Origin of the sequence: Rhodoplanes sp. Z2-YC6860, assembly GCF_001579845.1 — a bacterium.
Taxonomy (GTDB): domain Bacteria; phylum Pseudomonadota; class Alphaproteobacteria; order Rhizobiales; family Xanthobacteraceae; genus Z2-YC6860.
Window position 1 is genome coordinate 7,307,264 of sequence record NZ_CP007440.1, and the last position, 23,645, is coordinate 7,330,908.

The window sequence follows — 23,645 nt, forward strand, 5'->3', positions numbered from 1 at the left end:
GCACCAGGCTGGACTCACCGTCGGGAGGTCAGAATCATGACGAGCCTTAAAATCGATGTTGGCGAGCTCAGTCTTCTGAATAGCAAAGGACTGCTACGTCCCGCGCGGCGCCCGTGTTGTCTCGAGTATGCCGGACACCGCGCAATTCACCAGCGGCTATGCGGCGCAGAACGATCTGCCGTTTCCGGTGCTGAGCGACATTGATCTCGGCTACTCGCTTGCGCTCGGCTTGATCTTCTGGGTCGGTGCCGAGGTGCAGCAGCTCTACGAGGACGCCGGCGTCGAGCTGGAAACCTACATAGACAACGGCGGCTATTTCCTGCCGATGGCCGCTTCGCCAGCGACGAATGCGCCAACGACTTCAGAAAGTCAGGATATGCACCGACCCAAATACATGCCGCTTCAATTAACGGCGAAGTCGCTGTCATGCGGCTTGGCCGGCACCGTGACGACCGGGGCGATCACATCTTGAAGGTTCGCGCCGTTCTGTGCGTTGTCGTTTGCTTGGGTCAGTTCGGCGAGATGGTCGGCCTGGCTCACGAATTTATCCAGCTGCGTATCGTCGTTCGCAAAGATGCTTTGAACGTGGGCGTCCACGACCGGGCGGAACACGAAGGCGTCGCTTGTGCTGCCATCGATTGACGTCTGCTGCGGCACCGGCGGATCATAGACGATCGTTCCGCCGCTGCCGTCCGCCGCGAACTTGAAGTTTTCCTGGACGTAAGTTCCGAGGAAATTGAGATTTGCAGTGTTCGTGCCGTCCGTCACGTGAAGCACGCCAGTACCGCTGTCATAGCTCACGCTGAACTGGGCCGAATTGAGATTGATGTCCTTCAGATCGATCTGATCGGAGCCCGCGAGCGTGCCGTCGCCCGTGAAGCCGGAGATCTGGCCCGTGAATGTCGATGAGTGATCGAGCTTCAGCATTCCGGTTGCGGCATTGAACGTCACCGAGCCTGAATCGGCGCTCGCGAACTCGAGAGTGGCGCCGGCATCGATGCTTGCGGCCGAGTTGAAGGATGTCAGGATCATCAACGTGTCGCCGGACGCCTCGATCGAGCCGTTGCTGCCGGGCGAAGGATCGACCGTCGGATTGAAGGCGACCGCCTGGACGTTGGCGATATCGAGCGTGCCGGCGTGCTCCGGATCGGCCACATTGGTCAGCGTCGTGATCGAGGTCGAGGCCAGCGCATTGGGGGTCACGATATGGCCGGCATCGTTGATGCCCATCACCTGATTGGTGCCGCCGTTGGGATTGTCGACCGTGGTGAAGACCCCGCCGACGTCCACGAAACCGTGTTGCACGCCATTGACGTAGTAGTAGCCGACGATTTCCCCTGCGTCGTTGATGCCCTCCGCGTAAGTCCCGCCAAAGTTCAGGCCGCCAGTCGATGCCGCCGGATCGTCGATCGTGGTGTAGACGCCGCCGTTGTAGAAGAAACCGTGAATGTTGTTGCTGGCGTCCTGGTAGTAACCGACGACCACGCCCGCATCGCTGATGCCGTTGGCTTGAACCAGAGTGGCGCCCGCGGGGCCATTCAGCGTGGTGTAGCTTCCGCCGTTGTACAGGAAGCCGTGCTGGCCCGCGCTGTCAGAATACACACCCACGATCTGTCCGAAGTCGTTGATGCCGTAGGCGTGGGTGGCGGTGGCGCCGGCGGGATCGGTCAGCGACGTGCTCACGCCGTTGCTCGACGTGAACGCATGCCAGACACTGCTGCCGTCCTGGTAGGAGCCGACGATCTGGCCGCTATCGTTGATGCCGGATGCCAAAGTCTGGATGGAGCCGGAGGGATCGGTGATCTGGCTGTACGTTCCGCCGCTGTAAAGGAAGGAATGCTGAGCGCCGATCGTGCCGTACAGACCGACAACCAGGTCCTGGTCGTTGATGCCTTGCGCCGATGTTCCGCTTCCGAGCGGGTTTGTCGGGAAACTGGAGTATCCCATACCACCCACCGTCTGCCCGATGACATAGTTCGAACGCGCGTCGGGCAGGACCGCGATGTTCACGGTGTTGTTGCCGCCCAGAGCGCCGGCGAAGTTGTCGGTCGGCCCTGCTGGGGACGATTGGCCGGTCACGTCTCGGCCAACGTAGTAGTAGAGATTGGTGACGTTCTTTTCGCCAACGACGCTGTCATCGAATTCGGTGCCGGCGAAGAACTTGTTCACGCCGTCGGTGACCCCCGAATCGTTGATGACGAGGCCCGAGGTCCGGAAATCCAAGACGTGGGTCACGTACTGCGTGGTGCCGTTGGCGTCGACCGGCTCGTTGTAGGTGACGCCGAAGCGGCCATCGCCGAAATTCTCGATCTGGCTGAACGTCACATTCGTCGGATCAACAACGGAAGCGATCTGCTGGCCGGTGAGGCTCAATTCGATGATGTGCGTCCCAGTGCTGTCCCCATAGACCAGATAGGTAAACGCCCCGGATGAACTGAGGCGAACGCTTTGCAGGTTGCCGTCCGCGATCTGATAGGTCGACTGCGACGCCAGCGTGTTGCCATTGAATATCGCCAGCTCGACCTGGTCATGGACGCCGGCCGTATCGGTGACGATGTCATTCCAGGCGAACATGTACACGCCGCGCGTATCGTTCAACGTCGTCGCCATCGTCTCGCTGGCGACCGTCTGGAAATTGCTGACCGTATAAGTACCGGCGCCGCCGGTCCCGGTCCCGAGCGCCGTGACGACCGTATTTGCCACGATGCCGCTGCCGCCGATGATATCGCCGACGTTGATGCTGCCGGACGATACTGCACTGACGGTCAGCGTTGTTCCCGAGATCGAGCCCGTGAAGTTGGCTCCGGTGTAGTTCTGCGAGACGCTGACGGTATACGTGCCGGTGCCACCGGTTCCGCTCCCGAGCGCCGTGACGACCGTATTAGGCGAAATGCCGTTACCGCCGATGACGTCGCCGACCTTGATGGTGCCGGACGCCAAGGTGTTGACGGTCAGTGTTGTTCCCGAGATGGAGCCCGTGAAGCTGGCGGCTGCTCCGACCGCCGTGGGGCCGGCTTGATACGCCACCGCCGACCCGCTGATGAGGCCGGTTGTCGCGTTCACCTCCTGGGTACTCTGGCTGGTGGCGCCGCTGGCGTAGTGCGAGAGATCCGGCGTGATCGTTCCGCTGATGGCCGTCGGAGTGCCGAACTTGCCGTAGCCCTGGTATTGGATCGAGCCATTCGCCTGCGCCACGGCCAGCATGTAGGGAGCGCCGTTACCCCCAATGCCGCCGGAACTGTTGAAGGTCCATGCCGGCACTGACGACAGCGAGGCGACGTTCGTCAGCCCGCCCGCGCCGAAAATCGGCACCTGCGACGACAGCAGGTTTCCATTCGTATCGAAGGTCTCGAAATAGGCGTTATAGGTGTGATGGACGCTGTCGTACTGATCCCATGCAACGTCATAGCTGTTGAACACCTGCGACGGGGCGTAAGAGCCCGCAAACAGGTTCTCCACCATGGCGGTCAGACCGGATACGACCGGAGCAGCAGAAGGCGTCACCGTCGCAGGGTTGGTGATACCCGGGCCGCTTCCCGTCAGGACGGCCCGATAGATGGAATTCGTCGCGCCCTGCGTCTCGTAGACGACGAAGCCTTCGCCCGATGTCGCGCTGAGTGGCGCGATAAACCCGGTGTATCGGAACGGCAACTGCAGTTGTAACGACGATGCGACCGAGGCCGGGGTTCCGGCGTAGGGCAGCATGAACGGATCGAGATTCAGCTCGCGGATGTTGACCGAGTTGGCTGCATTTGCCTGATAGCTGGGCGCATCGGCATACACCATCGCCCCCAGGCCCAAGCCCGAATTGACGAAGATCGACGGGTTAAAGAAATGATCGCCCGTCACCGGCGATTGCGGATAGACCGAGCTGTCCCACAGATAGCCGATCGGCGCCAACTCAAGGCTCGTGCCGCCGAATCCGTCGCTCTGCGGGACGAACATATTGCCTGACAGCGCGCCGGAGACCGTGAGGCTCGCGAGCGTGGTCGCGCCATTTGCCACCCGCAGCGTCGACACGCCGTTCACCGTCGTCACCGTGGTGATCAACCCCGGCACGTTCGCGACTCCGGGCAGATCGATCGCATCGCCGACCGCCAGGCCCGCAATCGTGCCCGTGAAGGTCGACGGCTGATCAAGCCGAAGCGTCCCCTCCGGCCCGCTGAACGTCACCGTTGCGTTGTCGGACGTTGCGAGTTCGAGCGTTGAGCCGTTATCGATGCTGATCGGCTCGCCGCCGTTCGGCAGCGCGCCAAGGATCATCAACGTGTCACCCGTGGCTTCCAAGGTGCCGGTGTTGCCGCTCGGATCGACCGCAGGATTGAAGGCCAGCGCTTGGACGTCGGAGATATTCAGTGTTCCACGATGCGCCGGATCTCCGACGTTGGTCACGGTGGTCAGGTTACCAGAAACGTTGTAGTTGGACCGGGCATCAGGGAAGACCGCTACGTTCCACGCCGTACCGCCGCCGCCGGTGAAGGTGTCGACCGGGCCCAGGCCGACCGTCGTGTTCAAGCCCACATAATAATACGTGTTGTTGACGTTGCTGCCGCCGGCGAAGGTGTCATTGAAGCGAGTGCCGGCGATGTAGTTGTCCTTCGTGCCCGAGCCGGTGACGTTCAGTCCGGATGTCCGCAGATCGAATACATTGGTGACATATTGTGTCGTGCCGCTGGCATCGAGCGTGACGTCGTAAGTCAAGGAGATGCGGCCGTCGCCGAAATTGGTCAGCTGACCGAACGTCGCGGTCGAGGGGTCAAAGAACGACGCAAGTTGGTTGCCGTTGGCGTCGAATTCGACGACGTGTGTGCCGGTGTTATCGCCATAGGCCAGGATCTCGACGTTGACCCCGCTGATGGTGGTCGTCAGCAGACGGACATTCTGAGGCTGCCCGTCGGCGATCTGGAATGTCGACTGCGACACCAGCGTCCCCGTGGACGGGCGATAAATTGCGAACTCCACCTGGTCGTGGGTGCCGGTGCTGTCGGTCACGACATCGTTCCAGCCGAACGAATAGCCGCTGCCGGCTCCGACGTTGGGCGCGAACTGCAAGGCGAGATTTGCGGTCGTGTGGCCGCCGGAGCCTGCTTCCTGGGTGATTCGGTCCGTCGCGCCTGCCGCAAAGTGTGAAAGATCGGGAGTTATTTGGAACGACGGACCGAATGCGGCGCCCGCGGCATTGCCGCCCGTGCCGTTACCGACGGCGACGGCCCGGTAGTCCTGGAATTGAATGAAATCGCTGTTGGCCGGCGCACTGGCATCGGTGCCAGTCGATCCGTTGCGCTCGGAGAGGGCCAATCCATAGGCCGCAGCGCTGCCGCTCAGGCTCAACGATTCACTGCCGGTGCCAACTGCCAATGAGTTGTTCACCGTGTAGGTGCCGGCGCCTCCGTTGGTGCCTGACACAAATCCGGTAACGACCGTGTTTGCTGGAACGTTGGTCCCGCTGATCGTCTGTCCGATTGCGACAGTCCCAGACGTGACGCCGGTCACGGTCAGCGTCGTTCCCGAAATCGAGCCGGTGATTGCCGCTGAATTGCCGATGGTGCCGGCACTGCGGAAGAACCAGGCCGGCTCTGACGTCACACCGCTGATGCCAGAGACACTGAACAACTGGATCGGTGTCGCGAACTCGGCAGTTCCAGCCGGTGTGAACAGCTGGAAATCCCCGGTGAGGGTTGTGCCGTTCACCTGCGCCCAGGCCACACTATAGGACGCGCCTGCACTGCCGGTGTTGTTGAACAGACCGTTGGTCGTGTTGTTGGTGGCGCTTGTAAAATACTCGAGATGAGCACCGGCCAACCCGGTCTCGACGGCCGTCGGCGTATTGAGCGTCAGCGGACCGTTGAGCCCAGTCGTGCCTTCCGTAAAGGTGAACTGATTGATCGCGGCGATCCCGCTGCTGTTCTCGGTAACAAAGAAGCCGATGCCCTGGGTTTGAGTCGGGCTGCTGCTCAGCAGCAGCAGTTGCCGCTGGTTCGCCGGGAAGTCTCCAGCCGGGATTGTGGTGGTCGAGTTCGGGACCTGCTGCCCGAGGAATTGGGACTGCGTGCTGTTTGCGTAGGGCAACAGGAACGGATCAAGGGCCGCCAGATTGGACGTGATCGTATCCGGCCCGGCATCGCTGTAGCCGGACGTTGTGTCGCCATAGAGCACGCCGACCAGCGCGCCGTTGGTGGTTCCAGACGTGGTCGTGACAAAGGGCCCGTAGAGGTGCACCCCGGTGGTCGGCTGCGATGGATAGACCGAGCTCGACCAGGCCGCCGGAATCGGCTCAAGCGTCAGATCGGTGCCGCCTTTGCCGTCGGCGCTGATGGTGAACACATTGCCCGACAGCGCTCCCGCGATCGTGAATGGCAAAGTGACATTGCCATTTACGACCAGCGACGAGCCGTTGATGACGGCGCTGGTCACTGCGAGGTTTTCGAGGTCGATCGTGTTTCCGACCTGAAGCCCGGTAATGGATCCCGTAAAGCTCCCATACGTGTCGAGGATCAAACTGGCTTGCGGATTGTTGAAGTTGACGGTGCTGCTGCCGCCGAGCGCAAGCTCGAGAACGCCGGAATCGATCTGCGCGATATAACCGCTACCGAGCGCTAAGTTCAGATAGACGCCACCGCCGGTCACATCGATCAGTTGGACGCCCGGTGTTGCCGTATTGACGGGCTCGGGGTCGTTGGTTGGATTGAATGCCAGCAGCTGGACATTGATCGCCGCCAACGTTCCGGTGTGCGACGGATCGCTGGTTGACACACCGAGAGCACCAGTCGAGGCGTTGCGAGCCACGATGTAGTCGCTCGGCCGAGTTGGCAGGATTGCGATGTTGAAGGCACCGCCGCTGCCGCCTGTGAAGGTGTTGACGGTGGGCGAGCCCGACGTGCCGCCGATGTAGTAATACTCGTTGCGAACGTTGTTTTCGCCAGAGACGGTATCGCCGAATTTCGTTCCGGCGATGAACTTATCGAGTCCGTCGTTGAAGCCGGAGTAATTGGAGGTGTTGCCGGTGGTCCGGAAGTCGACCTCGTTGACGAAGACCTGCGAAGTGCCGGCGCTGTCGAGTTGGTCGTCGTAGATGATCGCAACCCGCCCGTCACCCAGGTCGCGAATGTTGCTATAGGCCTGCCCGTGCGGGGTCGCTTCGGTGTAGGTCGCGAGCTCGGTGGTCGTGCCGGTGGTGGGGTTGTACAAGAACTCCACGATGGTCGTTGACGTGTCGTCGCCATAGCCCATTAAGACAATGGTGTTGCCATTGCTGGTGCCATGCGCCTGCAGCTTGATGTTTTGCGCCTGGCCATCGGGGATTTGGTAGGTGAAGTACTGATCGACCGGCCCGCTGACCGGATTGGCCGAATGCCTGACAAACTCGACCTGATCATAGGTGTTAGCATTGCCATCAACCGTGACGGTCTCGTTCCATGCGAAGAACAGTGGCCCGCTGCCACCCGGCTGGATAAAGAACAACGACGTCGGCTGACCGGTGTTGGTGCCGTCTGTCGGCTCGAGCGTGATCGCATTGTGAACCGTGGTGTCGCCCGCGGCGTGCGTGCCATAGGCCAGCAGATCCGGCGCGATCTCCAAGTAGCCCTGGTTATTGTTGAACGTCGTGTTCAAGGCTCCGGCGTCGGTGTACGACTGGATCCTGATGTAGTCCTGGCCGGTGTGCGGTGAATTGTTTTCGGCGAAACCCAACATGTAGGTTCCGCCGCCGGTCAGCGAATTTGCCGGGGTGAAGAACCAGGCCGGCAGGGTGTTCCGGCCGCCGGTCAGACCCGTGAAGGTAATCGGCGTCACAACGTTCTGGGTGAAATCGCTTGCGGTGTTGAAATTGGGATCGCCGCTGTTGTGCGAGAAGATGTCGAGGTTGATGGAATAGTTGCCCGCACCCTGGTCGTATTGGTCGTAGCCGAGCCCGTATGACGTCATGATGCCGGAGGCCTCACGAGCCTGCAGGGACAGCGGGGCTTCTGTCGGCGAGGTGAGCGGACCGGCAATTTGCGTCGCCGCGCCAACGCTCAGCACATTGTTGTTGCCGGTGATGAAGGCCTCATTGATGAAGCGAACGCCGTTGTTGTTCTGGGTCTCGTAGACCGCGATGCCCTCCGCGTTGGTTGCGCTGACGTCCGGCAAGATCAGCGTGTACGACGACGGGAATTGCTGGATGGTGAAGCTGGCGACCAGTGTCTGCGTTTGCTCATTGTTGAGGAGGAACGGATCGAGCGCCGCAAGAGACAGGGTGATGTTGTCCGGTCCAAGCGGATTATAGTTGGTCGTCGTCACGCCATAGAGGACGCCGACGGCACCTTGCTTGGTGTTGACCGCGACAAACGGTGCATAGACGTGCGATCCCGTCGTCGGCTGCGTCGGGAATGCGAGTCTACCCCAGATGTATCCGGCACTCGGCGACAGCAGGCTGACGGTCGTGGTCTGTGTGGCGCTGTTGGCGGCCCCATCGTTGACCGACCACGTCACCGGGCGGCTGTTGTCCGTGCCGCCCACAGTCGGATCGGCGTTGCTTGGATTGGAATAGGAAATGAGACGGAGCGCCGCCTGATAGTCGGCCACCGTATCGCTTCCGGAGAGCGACATCGTGTGGCTGTTGGCATCATAGCTGTAGTGGATGGTGTTGGCGCCATTCACGATGTCGCCGCTGGTGGCGGCATTGATGGTCAGCGTGTCGCCGGCCTGGGCACCGGAGGCAATGGCCACCAATGCGGACACCAGGTTCAGGTTGTCGACATCGCTCGCCGTCAGGCCTGACGACAGCCTCGTCGCGGTCCCGGTGTAGGACGCACTCGCCGCCACGTTGCTCAGCACCGGAGCCTGGTTGACCGCCGTGATGCTCAGCGTCGTGGTCGCCGCCGTGCTGGGCAGCGTGCCGTCGTTCACCACCCAGCTGATGCTGCGGCTGGTGTCGGCGCCGAAGTTCGTCGGGTTCTGGCTGCTCGACGAATACGCAACGGTGTCCAGCACCTGCTGGTAATGCGCCAGCGTGTCGCTGCCGCTCAGCGTCAGAACGCCCGTGCTGCTGTTGTAGCTCGCCGTGATGGCCGTCCCTGCCACGTTCGCGCTCAGCGTGTCTCCGGCAAAGAACCCGCTCGCGATCGTCACCGTCGCAGACGTCAGGTTCTGGCTGTCGGCGTCGCTCACCGTCAGACCAGACGACAGCGTGGTCGCCGTCCCGCCCTCCGTGTAGGCCGCGGTCGCCGCGACGTTGCCCAGCACCGGGGGCTGGTCGGCCGAGACGTTGACGGTCAGCGTGTTCGGCGTCGGGTCGAGGTCCACCCCGCCGTTCAGCGTGCCGCCGTTGTCCTGCACCTGGAACGTGAAGCTCGCATAGCCGGCGCCGCTGGCGTTCGCAGCCGGCGTGAACTTCAAAAGCCCGCCGTTGATGTCGGCCACGCTCACGAACTGACCGGCCGTCACCGCGACGCCGTTGTCGGTCAGCGTGCCGGCCAAAGGCAGCGTCGTGATCTTCACCGCAAGCAGCGTGTTCGGCGGGCTGTCGTTCGGGTCGCTGAAGCCAAAGTCCGACGCCGCAAACGTGCAGAAGCCGTTCTCCGCCGTCGTCACCGTGTTGTTCGCACCCGACGGCGCATCGTTCACGGAGTTCACCGTGATCGCGATCTGCTGCTGCACCGCGCTGGCATTGGCCGCGTCGTGATCCGTGATCGTCAGCGTGTCGCTGCCGTTGTAGTTCGCGGAAGGCGCGTAGCTCACCCCGGCGTTGAGCGCCGCATCCACCGCAGCCGTCGGACCCACGATCGTGATCGTATTGGTGCCGCTGCCGGTCGCGCTGGTCAGCCCGGAGCCATTGCCCAGCGCCGTCAGCGTGCCGTGCGACACGCTGATCGTCGCCGTCTGCACGTCCCCACTGTCAGGGTCGACAACATGCGCCCCCGTCAGGCTCACCGGCGTGTCCTCGTTGGTCGACGCCGTATGCCCGGGGACCGTCAGCACCGGCGCGTCATTCGCGCCATTGACCGTGATCGAGACCACCTGCGTCGACGAAGCGCCCAGGCTGTCGGTGACCTGCACCGTGAAGCTGTCGGTCGCCGACTGGCCCGCCGCCAGCGCCTGCGTCGCCGCCAATCCGTCGTTCAGAGAGTACGTCCAGGCGCCCGACTGGGTGATGTCGAGCGTGCCGTAGGTGCCGTGCATCACCGAGTCGGCCGAAGCCGACGCGCTCGGCTGCGCAAACGAGTCGCCGAAGAACTGCGCCCGCGTCCAATCCTCGTTGTCGAACACCCGGCCGGTCGCGCTCAACGTCGTCGCCGCGCCGACCGCCACACCCCCCTGCATCAGCTGGTACGAGGCCTGGATGTTGCCGTTGTTGGCCGGATCGTTGGTCAGCGATAGCAGGATCTGGTCGTCGGCCCCGACATTGCCGAGCTGGATCGTCTGAAGAACCGTGCTGGTGCCGTTGGCAAAGTTCACCTGCCGCAACTGCACCGCCTCGGTGCCCGCCGTGGCGCCGGCAACGATCGCAAACTCCACCGTCTCGGTCCCGGGCTGCGCCGAGGTCCCGCTCGTGACGCGATCGGTCAGGCGGATGCCGTAGGCGTCGTTGGCTCCCGTCGGCGCGATCAGGTCGAACACACCCGACGCCGTGAACCCCTGCCCGGTCTTCAGGCCCAGCGTGCTCTGGCTGACCGGCTGCGTGTTGGTGTTGAGCGTGGCAAAGTCGCCATACACGTCACTGCCGCCACGCGTGCCCGTGAACGCCGAAGCACTGCCGGTCAGCAGCACCACGCTGCGCGATGCCGCATCGGTCCCGTCGCTGAAGCCGCCCGTCGTCAGGTAGATCGGCGACGGCGTGGTCCCGACCAGGAAGCCCGGCCCAGCCGGCGGCGCCGTGCCATTGAAGGTGTCGTCGAAGATCAGCGTCGGCGTGCCGCTGATCGTCTTCGTCACCTTGAACTCGTCGATCGCGAACTGATAGTTCGGCGGCAGCTCCCGCGTGCCCCCCTGGACCGTCCAAGTCGGGGGGGCGACTTGATCTGGGTCGCTTTCCGTGAACTGGCCGGTCGCAACCGACGCCGAGTTCGCCCCCACCAAGCCGCTCTGCGGCGCATTGGTGATCGTCGGCGCATCGTTCACCGCGGTGATGTCGATGATTGAGCTGGCGCTGGCCGTCTTGGCCCCGCCGCTGCCGGTGTTGCCGTTGTCGTTGATCTGCAGCGTCAGCGTCGTCGACGCGCTCGGCGTGTCGCTATTGTCGATGTAGCTCAGCGTGCTGCTGCCGTCGGTGTTCAGCAGCGCGTTGATCTGCGCGATCGTCCCGGTGATCGTCAGCGACGAGCTGCCGCTGCCGCTCACCAAGGCCCCGCTGCCTCCGGCCGCCGCCGTCAGCGTGCCCTCCACGACCGACAGCGTCACCGTTTCGCTGCCGCTGCCGCCGTCGACATCGCTCACCGACAGCCCGCTGTTCTTCAGCGACAGGCTGGTCTGCTCGGTCGCGCTGTAATGCGCCACCGGCGCCGTCGCCACAGGCGCGTCGTTCACCGCGGCGACGGTGAGCGTCGTGGTCGCTGCCGTGCTGTTGACCGTGCCGTCGTTCACCGTCCAGCTGATGGTTCGCGTGGTGGCCGTCCCGCCGGCCGTCGGGTCGTCATTGCTGCTGTTGGCGAACGCAACCAGGTCCAACGCCGCCTGATAGTCGGCAAGCGTGTCACTGCCCGACAGCGTCATCGTGTGAAGATTGCTGTCGTAGCTGTAGGTGATCGTGTTGCCGCCGTTGACCAGGCTGCCGCTGGTCGCCCCATTGACGGTCAGCGTGTCGCCAGCCTGGAACCCAGACGTGATGCTGACCGAAGCGCCCGCCAGCGTCGTGTTGTCGGCATCCGTGACCGAGATCGCATTGCTCAGGACAACCGCAGCCGCCTGCTCCGTGTACGAGGCGGTCGCCGCGACGTTGCCCAGCACCGGCGGCTGGTCGGCCGAGACGTTGACGGTCAGGGTGTTCGGAGTCGGGTCGAGGTCCACCCCGCCGTTCAGGGTGCCGCCGTTGTCCTGCACCTGGAACGTGAAGCTCGCATAGCCGGTGCCGCTGGCGTTCGCAGCCGGCGTGAACTTCAAAAGCCCGCCGTTGATGTCGGCCACGCTCACGAACTGACCGGCCGTCACCGCGACGCCGTTGTCGGTCAGCGTGCCGGCCAAAGGCAGCGTCGTGATCTTCACCGCAAGCAGCGTGTTCGGCGGGCTGTCGTTCGGGTCGCTGAAGCCAAAGTCCGACGCCGCAAACGTGCAGAAGCCGTTCTCCGCCGTCGTCACCGTGTTGTTCGCACCCGACGGCGCATCGTTCACGGAGTTCACCGTGATCGCGATCTGCTGCTGCACCGCGCTGGCATTGGCCGCGTCGTGATCCGTGATCGTCAGCGTGTCGCTGCCGTTGTAGTTCGCAGAAGGCGTGTAGCTCACCCCGGCGTTCAGCGCCGCATCGACCGCAGCCGTCGGGCCGACGATCGTGATCGTGCCGGTCCCGCTGCCGGTCGCGCTCGTCAGCCCAGAGCCATTGCCCAGCACCGTCAGCGTGCCGTGCGACACGCTGATCGTCGCCGTCTGCACATCGCCGCTGTCGGGGTCGGCGACATGCGCCCCCGTCAGGCTCACCGACGCGTCCTCGTTGGTCGAAGCCGTATGCCCGGGAACCGTCAGCACCGGCGTATCATTCGCGCCATTGACCGTGATCGAGACCACCTGCGTCGACGAAGCGCCCAGGCTGTCGGTGACCTGCACCGTGAAGCTGTCGGTCGCCGACTGGCCCGCCGCCAGCGCCTGCGTCGCCGCCAATCCGTCGTTCAGAGAGTACGTCCAGGCGCCCGACTGGGTGATGTCGAGCGTGCCGTAGGTGCCGTGCATCACCGAGTCGGCCGAAGCCGACGCGCTCGGCTGCGCAAACGAGTCGCCGAAGAACTGCGCCCGCGTCCAATCCTCGTTGTCGAACACCCGGCCGGTCGCGCTCAACGTCGTCGCCGCGCCGACCGCCACACCCCCCTGCATCAGCTGGTACGAGGCCTGGATGTTGCCGTTGTTGGCCGGATCGTTGGTCAGCGATAGCAGGATCTGGTCGTCGGCCCCGACATTGCCGAGCTGGATCGTCTGAAGAACCGTGCTGGTGCCGTTGGCAAAGTTCACCTGCCGCAACTGCACCGCCTCGGTGCCCGCCGTGGCGCCGGCAACGATCGCAAACTCCACCGTCTCGGTCCCGGGCTGCGCCGAGGTCCCGCTCGTGACGCGATCGGTCAGGCGGATGCCGTAGGCGTCGTTGGCTCCCGTCGGCGCGATCAGGTCGAACACACCCGACGCCGTGAACCCCTGCCCGGTCTTCAGGCCCAGCGTGCTCTGGCTGACCGGCTGCGTGTTGGTGTTGAGCGTGGCAAAGTCGCCATACACGTCACTGCCGCCACGCGTGCCCGTGAACGCCGAAGCACTGCCGGTCAGCAGCACCACGCTGCGCGATGCCGCATCGGTCCCGTCGCTGAAGCCGCCCGTCGTCAGGTAGATCGGCGACGGCGTGGTCCCGACCAGGAAGCCCGGCCCAGCCGGCGGCGCCGTGCCATTGAAGGTGTCGTCGAAGATCAGCGTCGGCGTGCCGCTGATCGTCTTCGTCACCTTGAACTCGTCGATCGCGAACTGATAGTTCGGCGGCAACTCGCGGGTCCCGCCCTGGACCGTCCAGGTCTGGGTGTCGCCCACGTCGGGGTCGCTCGCCGTGAACTGGCCGGTCGCAACCGACGCCGAGTTCGCTCCCACCAGGCCGCTCTGCGGCGCATTGGTGATCGTCGGCGGGTGATTGACCGTCACAACTGTGACGTCGGAGGCAATCGACACCACCGTGGTGTCGCTGCCACCCGAGGCGGTCCCGCCGCTGTCCTGGATCTGCGTCAGCGTCACGATGCGCGTGCCCGCCGTCGCTCCGACCGCATTGGTGTCCTGGTACTCGATGCCGTCGACAACGCTCTGCGCTGCAGCGCTCGTCAGCCCGCTCGCACTCGTCAGCGTCACCGTCGCCGTCGAACCGCTGACCACGACGCTGTAGCCCAGGCTGTTGCCGCCCGCGGTCGTCCCGGTCGTGCCGTTGGTCAGGCCGATGCTGCTGCCATCGACAATCACCGTCTCGTTCGAGCCATCGACAAGGCCGCTCACCGTGAAGGCCAGCGCCTTGATGCTCTGCCCGGACTCGATCGTGCTGATGCTCGCGCCCGAGAATAACGCAACCGCCGCACCCTGCGTGCTGTTGGCGCCTTCCGCGAAGGTCGGGTTCGCAGCCGTCGCCGTCAGTGTCGGCGGGTCGTTCACCGGAACCACCGTCACGCTCGACGCCAGCGCCAGCGCCGTGGTGTCGATGCCGCCCGAGGTGGTCCCGCCGCTGTCCTGGATCTGCGTCAGCGTGAAGGTGCGGTTGCCCGCCGTCGGGTTGTCGGTGCTGGTGTTCTGATACGTGATGCCGTTGACCAGCGTATCGATCGCGCTGACCGACACCCCGGAAGCCTTGCTCAGCACGATGGCCGCCGTGCCGCCCACAATGGTGACCGTGTAGGCCATGCCATTGGTCGTCGTCGTTCCCGACGAGTTGCCGCCCAGCGTGACCGCCGAACCATCGACCACGATCCGCTCGTTGGCCCCGTCCAGCAGCCCGCCAACCGTGAACGTCAGCGACTTGATGCTCTGCCCCGCCTCGATCGTGCTGGCGTTCGCCGCCGAGAACACCGACACCGCTGCCGCCTGCGTGCCCAGGCCAGACGCCTCGGTAAACGACGGGTGCAGCGCCGTCATCGTCAGCGTCGGCGGATCGTTCACCGGAACCACCGTCAGCGTCGTGGTCGCTGCCGTGCTGTTGACCGTGCCGTCGTTCACCGTCCAGCTGATGGTTCGCGTGGTGGCCGTCCCGCCGGCCGTCGGGTCGTCATTGCTGCTGTTGGCGAACGCAACCAGGTCCAACGCCGCCTGATAGTCGGCAAGCGTGTCACTGCCCGACAGCGTCATCGTGTGAAGATTGCTGTCGTAGCTGTAGGTGATCGTGTTGCCGCCGTTGACCAGGCTGCCGCTGGTCGCCCCATTGATGGTCAGCGTGTCGCCAGCCTGGAACCCGGACGTGATGCTGACCGAAGCGCCCGCCAGCGTCGTATTGTCGGTATCCGTGACCGAGATCGCATTGCTCAGGACAACCGCCGTTGCCTGTTCCGTATACGAGGCGGTCGCCGCGACGTTGCCCAGCACCGGGGGCTGGTCGGCCGCGACGTTGACGGTCAGCGTGTTCGGCGTCGGGTCGAGATCCACCCCACCGTTTGCCGTGCCGCCGTTGTCCTGCACCTGGAACGTGAAGCTCGCATAGCCGGCGCCGCTGGCATTCGCGGCCGGCGTGAACTTCAACAGCCCGCCGTTGATGTCGGCCACGCTCACGAACTGACCGGCCGTCACCGCGACGCCGTTGTCGGTCAGCGTGCCGGCCAAAGGCAGCGTCGTGATCTTCACCGCAAGCAGCGTGTTCGGCGGGCTGTCGTTCGGGTCGCTGAAGCCAAAGTCCGACGCCGCAAACGTGCAGAAGCCGTTCTCCGCCGTCGTCACCGTGTTGTTCGCACCCGACGGCGCATCGTTCACGGAGTTCACCGTGATCGCGATCTGCTGCTGCACCGCGCTGGCATTGGCCGCGTCGTGATCCGTGATCGTCAGCGTGTCGCTGCCGTTGTAGTTCGCAGAAGGCGTGTAGCTCACCCCGGCGTTCAGCGCCGCATCGACCGCAGCCGTCGGGCCGACGATCGTGATCGTGCCGGTCCCGCTGCCGGTCGCGCTCGTCAGCCCAGAGCCATTGCCCAGCGCCGTCAGCGTGCCGTGCGACACGCTGATCGTCGCCGTCTGCACATCGCCGCTGTCGGGGTCGACAACATGCGCCCCCGTCAGGCTCACCGCCGTGTCCTCGTTGGTCGTGGCGCTGGCGCTTGGCACCGTCAGCACCGGCGCGTCATTGACGCTGGTGACGGTCAGAGAGGCGGTGTCGGATGCGGTCGAGAACGCCGAGGTGCCGCCGCCCGACGAGGCATTGGCGGTGCTGCCGTGGGTGCCGCTGGTCTGATCCCAGGCCACATAAGTGAACGTGTCGCTGCCGCCGTTCTGCGCGTTCGGCTGGAAGCGGACCAGATCGCTGCCGGCGAGCAACAGGGCCGATGAGCTGGAATAACTGCCGAAGCTGGTCCAGGTGGTGCCATTGTCGGTCGAATACTGCCAGTCGCCGTTGACGCTCGACGCGCCGGTGATGGCAATGCCTTTCACGGCGCCCGTATCGACGTCGGTGATGCTCGAACCGACAATCGAAGAGACCGTCTGGCCGACCGTGTTGGTCTGGTCTTCGGTGATCGTCGCGAGCGTCGGGCTGACCGGTGTCAGCACCGGCGCATTGTTGATGCTGGTGACCGTCAGGGACGCCGTATCCGACGCGGTCGAGAATGCCGAGGTGCCGCCACCCGACGAGGCATTGGCGGTGCTGCCGTGGGTGCCGCTGGTCTGGTCCCAGGCCACATAAGTCAACGTTTCGCTGCCGCCGTTCTGGTTGGTCGGAACGAAGCGGACCAGATCGCTGCCGGCGAGCAACAGGGCCGATGAGCTGGAATAGCTGCCGAAGTTGGTCCAGGTGGTGCCGGCGTCGATCGAGTATTGCCAGTTGCCGTTGACGGCGGACGCGCCAGTGATGGCGACGCCCTTCTGGGCGCCCGTATCCACATCAGTGATGCTCGAGCCGACGATCGAAGAGACCGTCTGGCCGGCCGTGTTGGTCTGATTCTCGTTGATCGTCGTCAGCGTCGGGCCGACCGGCGTCAGCACCGGAGCATCATTGACGCTGGTGACCGTCAGGGATGCCGTGTCGGACGCGGTCGAGAACGCCGAGGTGCCGCCACCCGACGAGGCATTGGCGGTGCTGCCGTGGGTGCCGCTGGTCTGGTCCCAGGCCACATAAGTGAATGTGTCGCTGCCGCCATTCTGCGCGTTCGGCTGGAAACGGACCAGATCGGAGCCGGCGAGCAACAGAGCCGATGAGCTGGAATAGTTGCCGAAGTTGGTCCAGGTGGTGCCGTTGTCGATCGAGTATTGCCAGGTGCCGTTGACGCTGGACACGCCGGTAATGGCGATGCCTTTGACGGCGCTGGTATCGACGTCGGTGATGCTCGAGCCGACGATCGAAGAGACGGTCTGGCCGGCCGTGTTGGTCTGATCTTCGGTGATCGTCGTCAGCGTCGGAGCGACCGGTGTCAGCACCGGAGCATCATTGACGCTGGTGACCGTCAGGGATGCCGTGTCGGACGCGGTCGAGAACGCCGAGGTGCCGCCACCCGACGAGGCATTGGCGGTGCTGCCGTGGGTGCCGCTGGTCTGGTCCCAGGCCACATAAGTGAATGTGTCGCTGCCGCCATTCTGCGCGTTCGGCTGGAAACGGACCAGATCGGAGCCGGCGAGCAACAGAGCCGATGAGCTGGAATAGTTGCCGAAGTTGGTCCAGGTGGTGCCGTTGTCGATCGAGTATTGCCACGTGCCGTTGACGCTGGACGCGCCGGTGATGGCAATGCCCTTCTGGGCGCCGATGTCCGCATCGCTGATGCTCGAGCCAACGATCGAAGAGACGGTCTGGCCGACTGTGTTGGTCTGGTCCTCGGTGATCGTCGTAAGCGTCGGGCTCACGGGAGTCAGCACCGGCGCGTTGTTGACGCTGGTGACCGTCAGGCTTGCCGTGTCGGACGCCGTCGAGAACGCCGTGGTGCCGCCGCCCGATGAGGCATTGGCGGTGCTGCCGTGGCTGCCGCTGGTCTGATCCCAGGCGACGTAAGTGAAGGTGTCGGTGCCGCCGCTCAGGCCATTCGGCTGGAAACGGACGAAGTCCGTGCCGGCGAGCAACAGAGCCGAGGAGGTGGAATAGCTGCCGAAGTTGGTCCAGGTCGTGCCGCCGTCGGTTGAATACTGCCAGTTGCCGTTGACGGCGGACGCGCCGGTGATGGCGATGCCCTTCACGGCACCGGTATCGACGTCGGTGATGCTCGATCCGACGATCGAAGAGACCGTCTGGCCCGCCGTATTGGTCTGGTTGTCGGCGATCGACGTGAGCGTCGGGCTGGCAGGCGTCAGCACCGGCGCGTCATTGACGCTGGTGACCGTCAGAGAGGCCGTGTCGGATGCGGTCGAGAACGCTGTGGTACCGCCGCCGACCGAAGCGTCGGCAGTGGTGCCATGGGCGCCGCTGGTCTGATCCCAGGCGACGTAAGTGAAGGTGTCGCTGCCTCCGTTCTGGCCGTTCGGGACGAAGCGGACCTGGTCGGTGTCGGTGAGCAGCAGGGCCGAGGTCGCGGAATAGGTGCCGAAGTTGGCCCAGGTCGTGCCGCCGTCGATCGAGTACTGCCACGTGCCGTTGACGCTCGACGCGCCGGTGATGGCGATGCCCTTCTGGGCGCCACTGTCGACGTCGGTGATGCTCGAGTTGACGATCGAAGAGACCGTCTGGCCAGCCGTGTTGGTCTGATCCTCGGTGATCGTCGTGAGCGTCGGAGCTGACGGCGTCAACACCGGTGCATGGTTGACGCTGGTGACCGTCAGGGTTGCGGTATCGGACGCGGTCGAGAACGCCGCGGTGTCGCCGCCCGATGAGGCGTCGGCAATGGTGCCGTGGGCGCCGCTGCTCTGATCCCAGGCGACGTAGGTAAAAGTGTCGGTGCCGCCGTTCTGGTTGTTCGGAACGAAGCGGACCTTGTCGGTGTCGGCGAGCAGCAGCGCCGAGGTCGTGGAATAGGTGCCGAAGTTCGTCCAGGTCGTGCCACCGTCGGTCGAGTACTGCCAGTTGCCGTTGACGGCGGACGCGCCAGTGATGGCAATGCCGTGCTGGGCGTTGTGGTCTGCATCCGTGATGCTGGAACCGATGATCGAAGCGACTGTCTGGCCGACCGTGTTGGTCTGAGTCTCGTTGATCGTCGCAAGCGTCGGAGCTGACGGCGTCAGCACCGGCGCGTCGTTGATGCCGGTCAAGACGACGGTGATCGTTGTGGTCGCGGGGTTGCCGGCCGAGTCCGTCACCGTGACGGTAAACGTGTCGGTCTGGATCTCGCCCTGGCCCAACGACGCAAGCGGCGCCTTGGACACCGTGTAGGTGTAAGCGATCTGGCCTTCGGTTTGGGTGCCGAGCGTATCTTGGGTGATCGTCAGCTGCGACAACGTGCCGAAGTCGCCGGCGCCTGCCGTGAATGACACCTTGTGCGTGTCACCGGTCAGATTTTCATTGTCGGTGAACAGCAGCACGCCCTGAATCGGGGTCGGCGCCCCGGCGGCGTCGGTCTTCTGTAGGACAGGCGCTGAACCCGTCTCGAACAGCGGAGGAAGATTCGACGGCGGTGGTGGCGGCGGCGGCGGAGGTGGCGGAGGTGGCGGCGGCGGTGGCGGCGGCGGCGCCGGTGGTGGCGGCGGCGCCGGTGGTGGCGGCGGAGGTGGCGGCGGCGGCGGTGGCGGCGGTGGTGGTGGTGGCGGTGGCGGCGACACTGTCGTGCCCGAAACCTTGACTACCGTCGGATTCGCCGGGGGGGTTATTGTCTGCTGATCGGTGGGAGGCGGCGGCGTCGGTGCCTGTTGCTGCTGCTGCTGTTGCTGCGGGCTCGGCGGCACCGGCTGCGCCGCGAGAATCTGCTGGCCGAGGCTCTGCGTCTGGAACGCCTGCTGAACGACGTTGAGCGCCGCCGCGAGTTCGGCCGGCGACTTCTGTACCGTTTGCGCCAGCGCTTGCAGCGGACCCGCTGCCGTAACGGTCGTCACGTTGTTGGCGTTGTTGACAGTGCCGATCAACTGACCGCTCAGCGAATAGACGTTGAACGATCCGACGCGGCCGCCTGGTTCGACCAGCACCGACATCTGCGTCTGGCCGTTGTTGACGTCGATATCGACCTGCACGGCGGTGCCGCGGATGCCCAGAACGGCAACCGGCGTGCCGACCTTCATGTCGCCGGTGTGCGCCACTTCGCCAGCGATGAAGGTGATCGAACCCTGCACCAGATTGATCAGCGCCGAGTTCACCGAACCGGGCGCCGGGTTGTAGACAAACTCGTTCAGCACCATCCGCGCGTTGCCGACGAGATTGAAGGTCGTGCCATCGCCGAAGATCACGCCAAGGGCGGAGTTGCCGCCAGTGGTCTGCACGACATCGCCCTTGTAGACGGCGTCGCCGACATTGAGCGTGACGGCGACGCCGTTGCGCACCGCGGTGGCGTTGCCCTGCACGGTCGCGACGCGGCCGATCGGCTGCGCGTCGGCAGGCTGCGGCGCGTCCGCCTGCGCGTATTGCCCCGGTGCAAGCGGACCGGCGAGCGCTGCGACCACGTCGGCGGTCAGCGCGGCGCCGTCGGGCGCGAGCAACGTCGGCAGCCGCTCGTGGTTGAAATAGCCCGGGACGACGAGCTTGTGCCCGTACTGCCCGATCAGCGTCAGGTCTGATCCGGTGCGCTTGAACTCGGCGTGGAAAAGAAATTCGGCATCCGGGATCGTTACGAATCCGGCATCTGAGGTATCGATCGGGATAGCGCGCGCAATGTCGCTAAGGCCAAATGCCTTATCGGGCGAATTCATTGAACCATCCGCTCAGTTCAAAAGAATGAGCAGTCCACGCAAATTCGGACATCACGCCTTCCCCAAAAGGCAGTGCACCAAGCTCAAAGAATTGGACGAGTTGAAATTCCCCAGAACCACAGAATGTTAATGGATTATTAGCATTTTTCCGACGGTATCCGCAAACCGTAACGCGCCAAATCCGGCGTGTTTTGTGCCTTTCTGCGCACCGACCTGATATTCAGGTTAACCCCATGGGCCGGCCCGATCGGTTCTGATTACAGCCGCAACGGCGCTCGTTTTGTCCGTTGGCGACGGCCGGCAACCGATCCCGTAGGGAATTTCCTGACAGGGACGCGCGGCGCACCACAGCTCTGACAGCGCAGTCGGGGTTTGGGTGTTGCCATCATTGCGAGTCGTGCCGGCCTCGTGGGCACTATCATGTGGGTCGCAACGTTCGTCCGCCGCAACGGTTATTTTTCCGGGCGCACAACCGCGAGCCGATGCTGCGACATCAATCAATAAGGCAGCTTGGATGTCTCTTAGCCTGCCGTTCAGCAACAAACGCGGTCTTGAAGGGAAGCAGTTCAATGCGAACGGCTTCCGGCGGAGGAGTCAAAAGATTTTGGCGGCAGGACCGGCGAAGAAATACCAAGCGCTCATTGTCTGGGACTTGCGCGCGTATCAGATCCTTTACAAAGGAGCGTGCCTCACCGATCTCTTCGACGGCCAACCTGTGAAAATCCGGGTGCATATGTCTGGTGACTTGTTTGGGGCGACCGCCGTTCAACTCGGCGTAATCCGTTAGAAGACTGGTCTAGCCATTGAGTCGAAGAGCACTTTTGAGACGCGCCAATTGTATGAAAAACCAATTCGAAAAATAGCCAAGAGCGCGGTTAGCAACAGATCGAGCTGCGTTGTAGCCGCTGAGGGTGCGAAGTCGTTGTCGTGATGTGTCCGATAGATCTCTGTACAGATCAATTGCTCGCCGACCTAGGCCAAGCCCAAATGCCCAAGCGAGCACTGGAAAAGCGGGCTCCCCGCCGACGACATCGGCGCTGCGCGAGCAACGGCCGCGAAGTGACTTGTGGCACGTTATTGACACGCCGCAAGACAGCCGTAGCGCCAGCCACTTGATTTAACGAAGGAAACTGCTGCAAACCCGCGCCCTTGGTAAGGGAGAGGTCCACAGTTCAATCCTGCGCGGCAGCACCAGTTCTTCAGATACGCTCCGACCCGCTTTTCGGGCTTTCGTTACGACCCCGAGACAAAAAGGGTGGCCGCGAGGGCCACCCTTTCGGTCTCAGGTGCTTGAGAATTGAGCCGCTTCAAAAAGCGATCAATTGGAGGCCCGCTCCGCCCCGAGCCCCGGCAGCGCGTCGGTGTGCTCGATTTTCACGGCCTCAAGCTCGTCCGGATCGAGGCCGAGCGCGTTGAGGATCGTCGGTGCGATTTGCCTGGTCTCGACCGGCGAGGACACCGTCGACTGCGGCAGTCTCGGATTCGAGACCAGCATCGCCACATGCACGTCGTCGGGGTTGAAGCCGCCGTGCTCGGCAATCTTCGAGCCATGGGTGTAGATCACGCCAACCCGGGTGATCCCGATGATGTCGGGCGCACGCGAGTCGTGGCGCGGATTGTCGAACATCCGGGTGAGCGCGCCGCCATAAAGGAACGAGGCAATCCCGGTATCGCCCGGATAGTTCTTGAGCGCGTCGACGGCCTCCTTGATTTTGTCGCCCGAGTTGTCCTTCAGCCAGATCAGGGCAACGTCATCGGCAATGTCGAAGGCGAAGTTGCTGCCGATCGGCCCGGCGATCACCTGGCCGTCGTCGAGCTTCACGACCTTGGACTTGTCGATCGGCGATTGTCCGTGCTTGGCGCTGATGACGATCAGAGTCTTGTCGACGAGCCCGCGAGCCGCAAGTCCGCTCACCATCTGTCCGACCGACCGGTCGACGAAGCCGATGGCGTTGCTGAGGACGGGGCCCGGCGTCCCGCTGGCGTCGGCATAGCCGCCGGTCTTGAGCTTCTGGCCGACGCTGACCGACTGGAAGTTCATGCCGAAGATCGCCGGCGTGCCGGGATTGCGCGTGCCGGTGTGATCGTGGCCGGCGATCTGGTTGAGGGTGCCCCAGACCTTGATGCCGTCATAGTATTCGACGCCATCGATCGAGGAGGTGAAGTCGCTGCCGCAATTGGCGCCTGGGCAGGTCGGATCGGTGACCGGCGCAGGCGCTGTCGATTGCAGGCCGAGCAAGGCGATGAGCTGGACGTTGGCGCTGCTCAGGTCCGAATTGATTTCCGGCGCGAAGAAATCATCCACGTTGGTGCCGGGCCCGTTCGCGGGCTGCGAATCCGGGTCGTTGCCATTGACGATGTCGTAGGCCGCATGCTTGTCGGACCAGGCCGTGCGCATGCCGTGGTTTTTGATCACCTGAAAGATGCTGTTGACGCGCACGAAATCGTGCGGCCACACCGGCACGCACCCGCTGCTCGTCATCTTCCGCGGCAGATTGTTCGGATCGATTGCGACAGCGCTGTTGAGCCCCGTGAGGCTCGCATTCACGCCGCCGTCGATCGAATGCAGGTTGGTATCGACGTTCTCGGCGTTGGTGGTCTCTGCGCCTGGCGCACCAGTGCAGGGCGCCGGCGGGTTGCCGGCAGGAGCAAAAAAGGTGCGGTCGTAGCTGTCGTCGTAATAGACGCCAGCCGACTTGGGAGTGCCGCCGGTCACTTGCGCCAGCATGCCGGGGAAGGAATCCGAAGGCTTGGTGGTCGAGGCATTGGCGAACGTCGTGCCGTGCTGGGCCAGCGCGGCCAGATTCGGGCACAGATTGTGGGTCGTGCAATACGCAAGATCGACCGCGTGGAAACCGTCGATGCTCAACAGCAGCACGTGCTCATAGCGATGGCCATGGGCGCTGATTCCGTCGGCTTGCGTCGTGCCCGCGAGAACGGCGGGTAAAAGTACCGCTGCAATTGCGGTCGACAATAATACCTTCTTTGAGGCCCTCATCAGATTTCTCCTCATTGTCAGTCAACAGACTTGAGCGCCCCTGCTCGACGCATAAGAAGCC

Annotated in this window: 4 protein-coding genes; 2 read left to right on the top strand and 2 right to left on the bottom strand. The window is 63.8% G+C overall.

Going from position 1 to position 23,645, the window contains the following annotated elements:
- Positions 1 to 127: 127 nt before the first annotated feature.
- A complete protein-coding gene (locus RHPLAN_RS34085; protein ID WP_068028241.1) occupies positions 128 to 472 on the top strand; it encodes a thioredoxin domain-containing protein in 345 nt (114 codons plus the stop codon).
- Here the strand turns inward: RHPLAN_RS34085 and RHPLAN_RS34090 are convergent.
- On the bottom strand, positions 403 to 20,586 hold the full coding sequence (locus RHPLAN_RS34090; protein WP_068028244.1) for a tandem-95 repeat protein: 20,184 nt from the start codon (positions 20,584 to 20,586) through the stop codon (positions 403 to 405). The genes RHPLAN_RS34085 and RHPLAN_RS34090 overlap by 70 nt on opposite strands.
- A 514-nt stretch (positions 20,587 to 21,100) precedes the next feature.
- Here RHPLAN_RS34090 and RHPLAN_RS34095 point away from each other — a divergent pair.
- Entirely contained in the window at positions 21,101 to 21,373 is a 273-nt protein-coding gene (locus RHPLAN_RS34095) for a hypothetical protein (protein ID WP_068028247.1), read from the top strand.
- A gap of 531 nt (positions 21,374 to 21,904) precedes the next feature.
- Here the strand turns inward: RHPLAN_RS34095 and RHPLAN_RS34100 are convergent.
- Positions 21,905 to 23,584, bottom strand: a complete 1,680-nt coding sequence (locus tag RHPLAN_RS34100) for an alkaline phosphatase family protein (protein ID WP_084246138.1) — start codon at positions 23,582 to 23,584, stop codon at positions 21,905 to 21,907.
- Positions 23,585 to 23,645 lie beyond the last annotated feature (61 nt).

What these genes read in the sequence shown, in the direction of transcription:
- RHPLAN_RS34095 (WP_068028247.1), top strand. Translation starts at nt 21,101, where the DNA reads ATGTCTCTTAGCCTGCCGTTCAGCAACAAACGCGGTCTTGAAGGGAAG.
- RHPLAN_RS34090 (WP_068028244.1), bottom strand. Translation starts at nt 20,586, where the DNA reads ATGAATTCGCCCGATAAGGCATTTGGCCTTAGCGACATTGCGCGCGCT.
- RHPLAN_RS34100 (WP_084246138.1), bottom strand. Translation starts at nt 23,584, where the DNA reads ATGAGGGCCTCAAAGAAGGTATTATTGTCGACCGCAATTGCAGCGGTA.
- RHPLAN_RS34085 (WP_068028241.1), top strand. Translation starts at nt 128, where the DNA reads ATGCCGGACACCGCGCAATTCACCAGCGGCTATGCGGCGCAGAACGAT.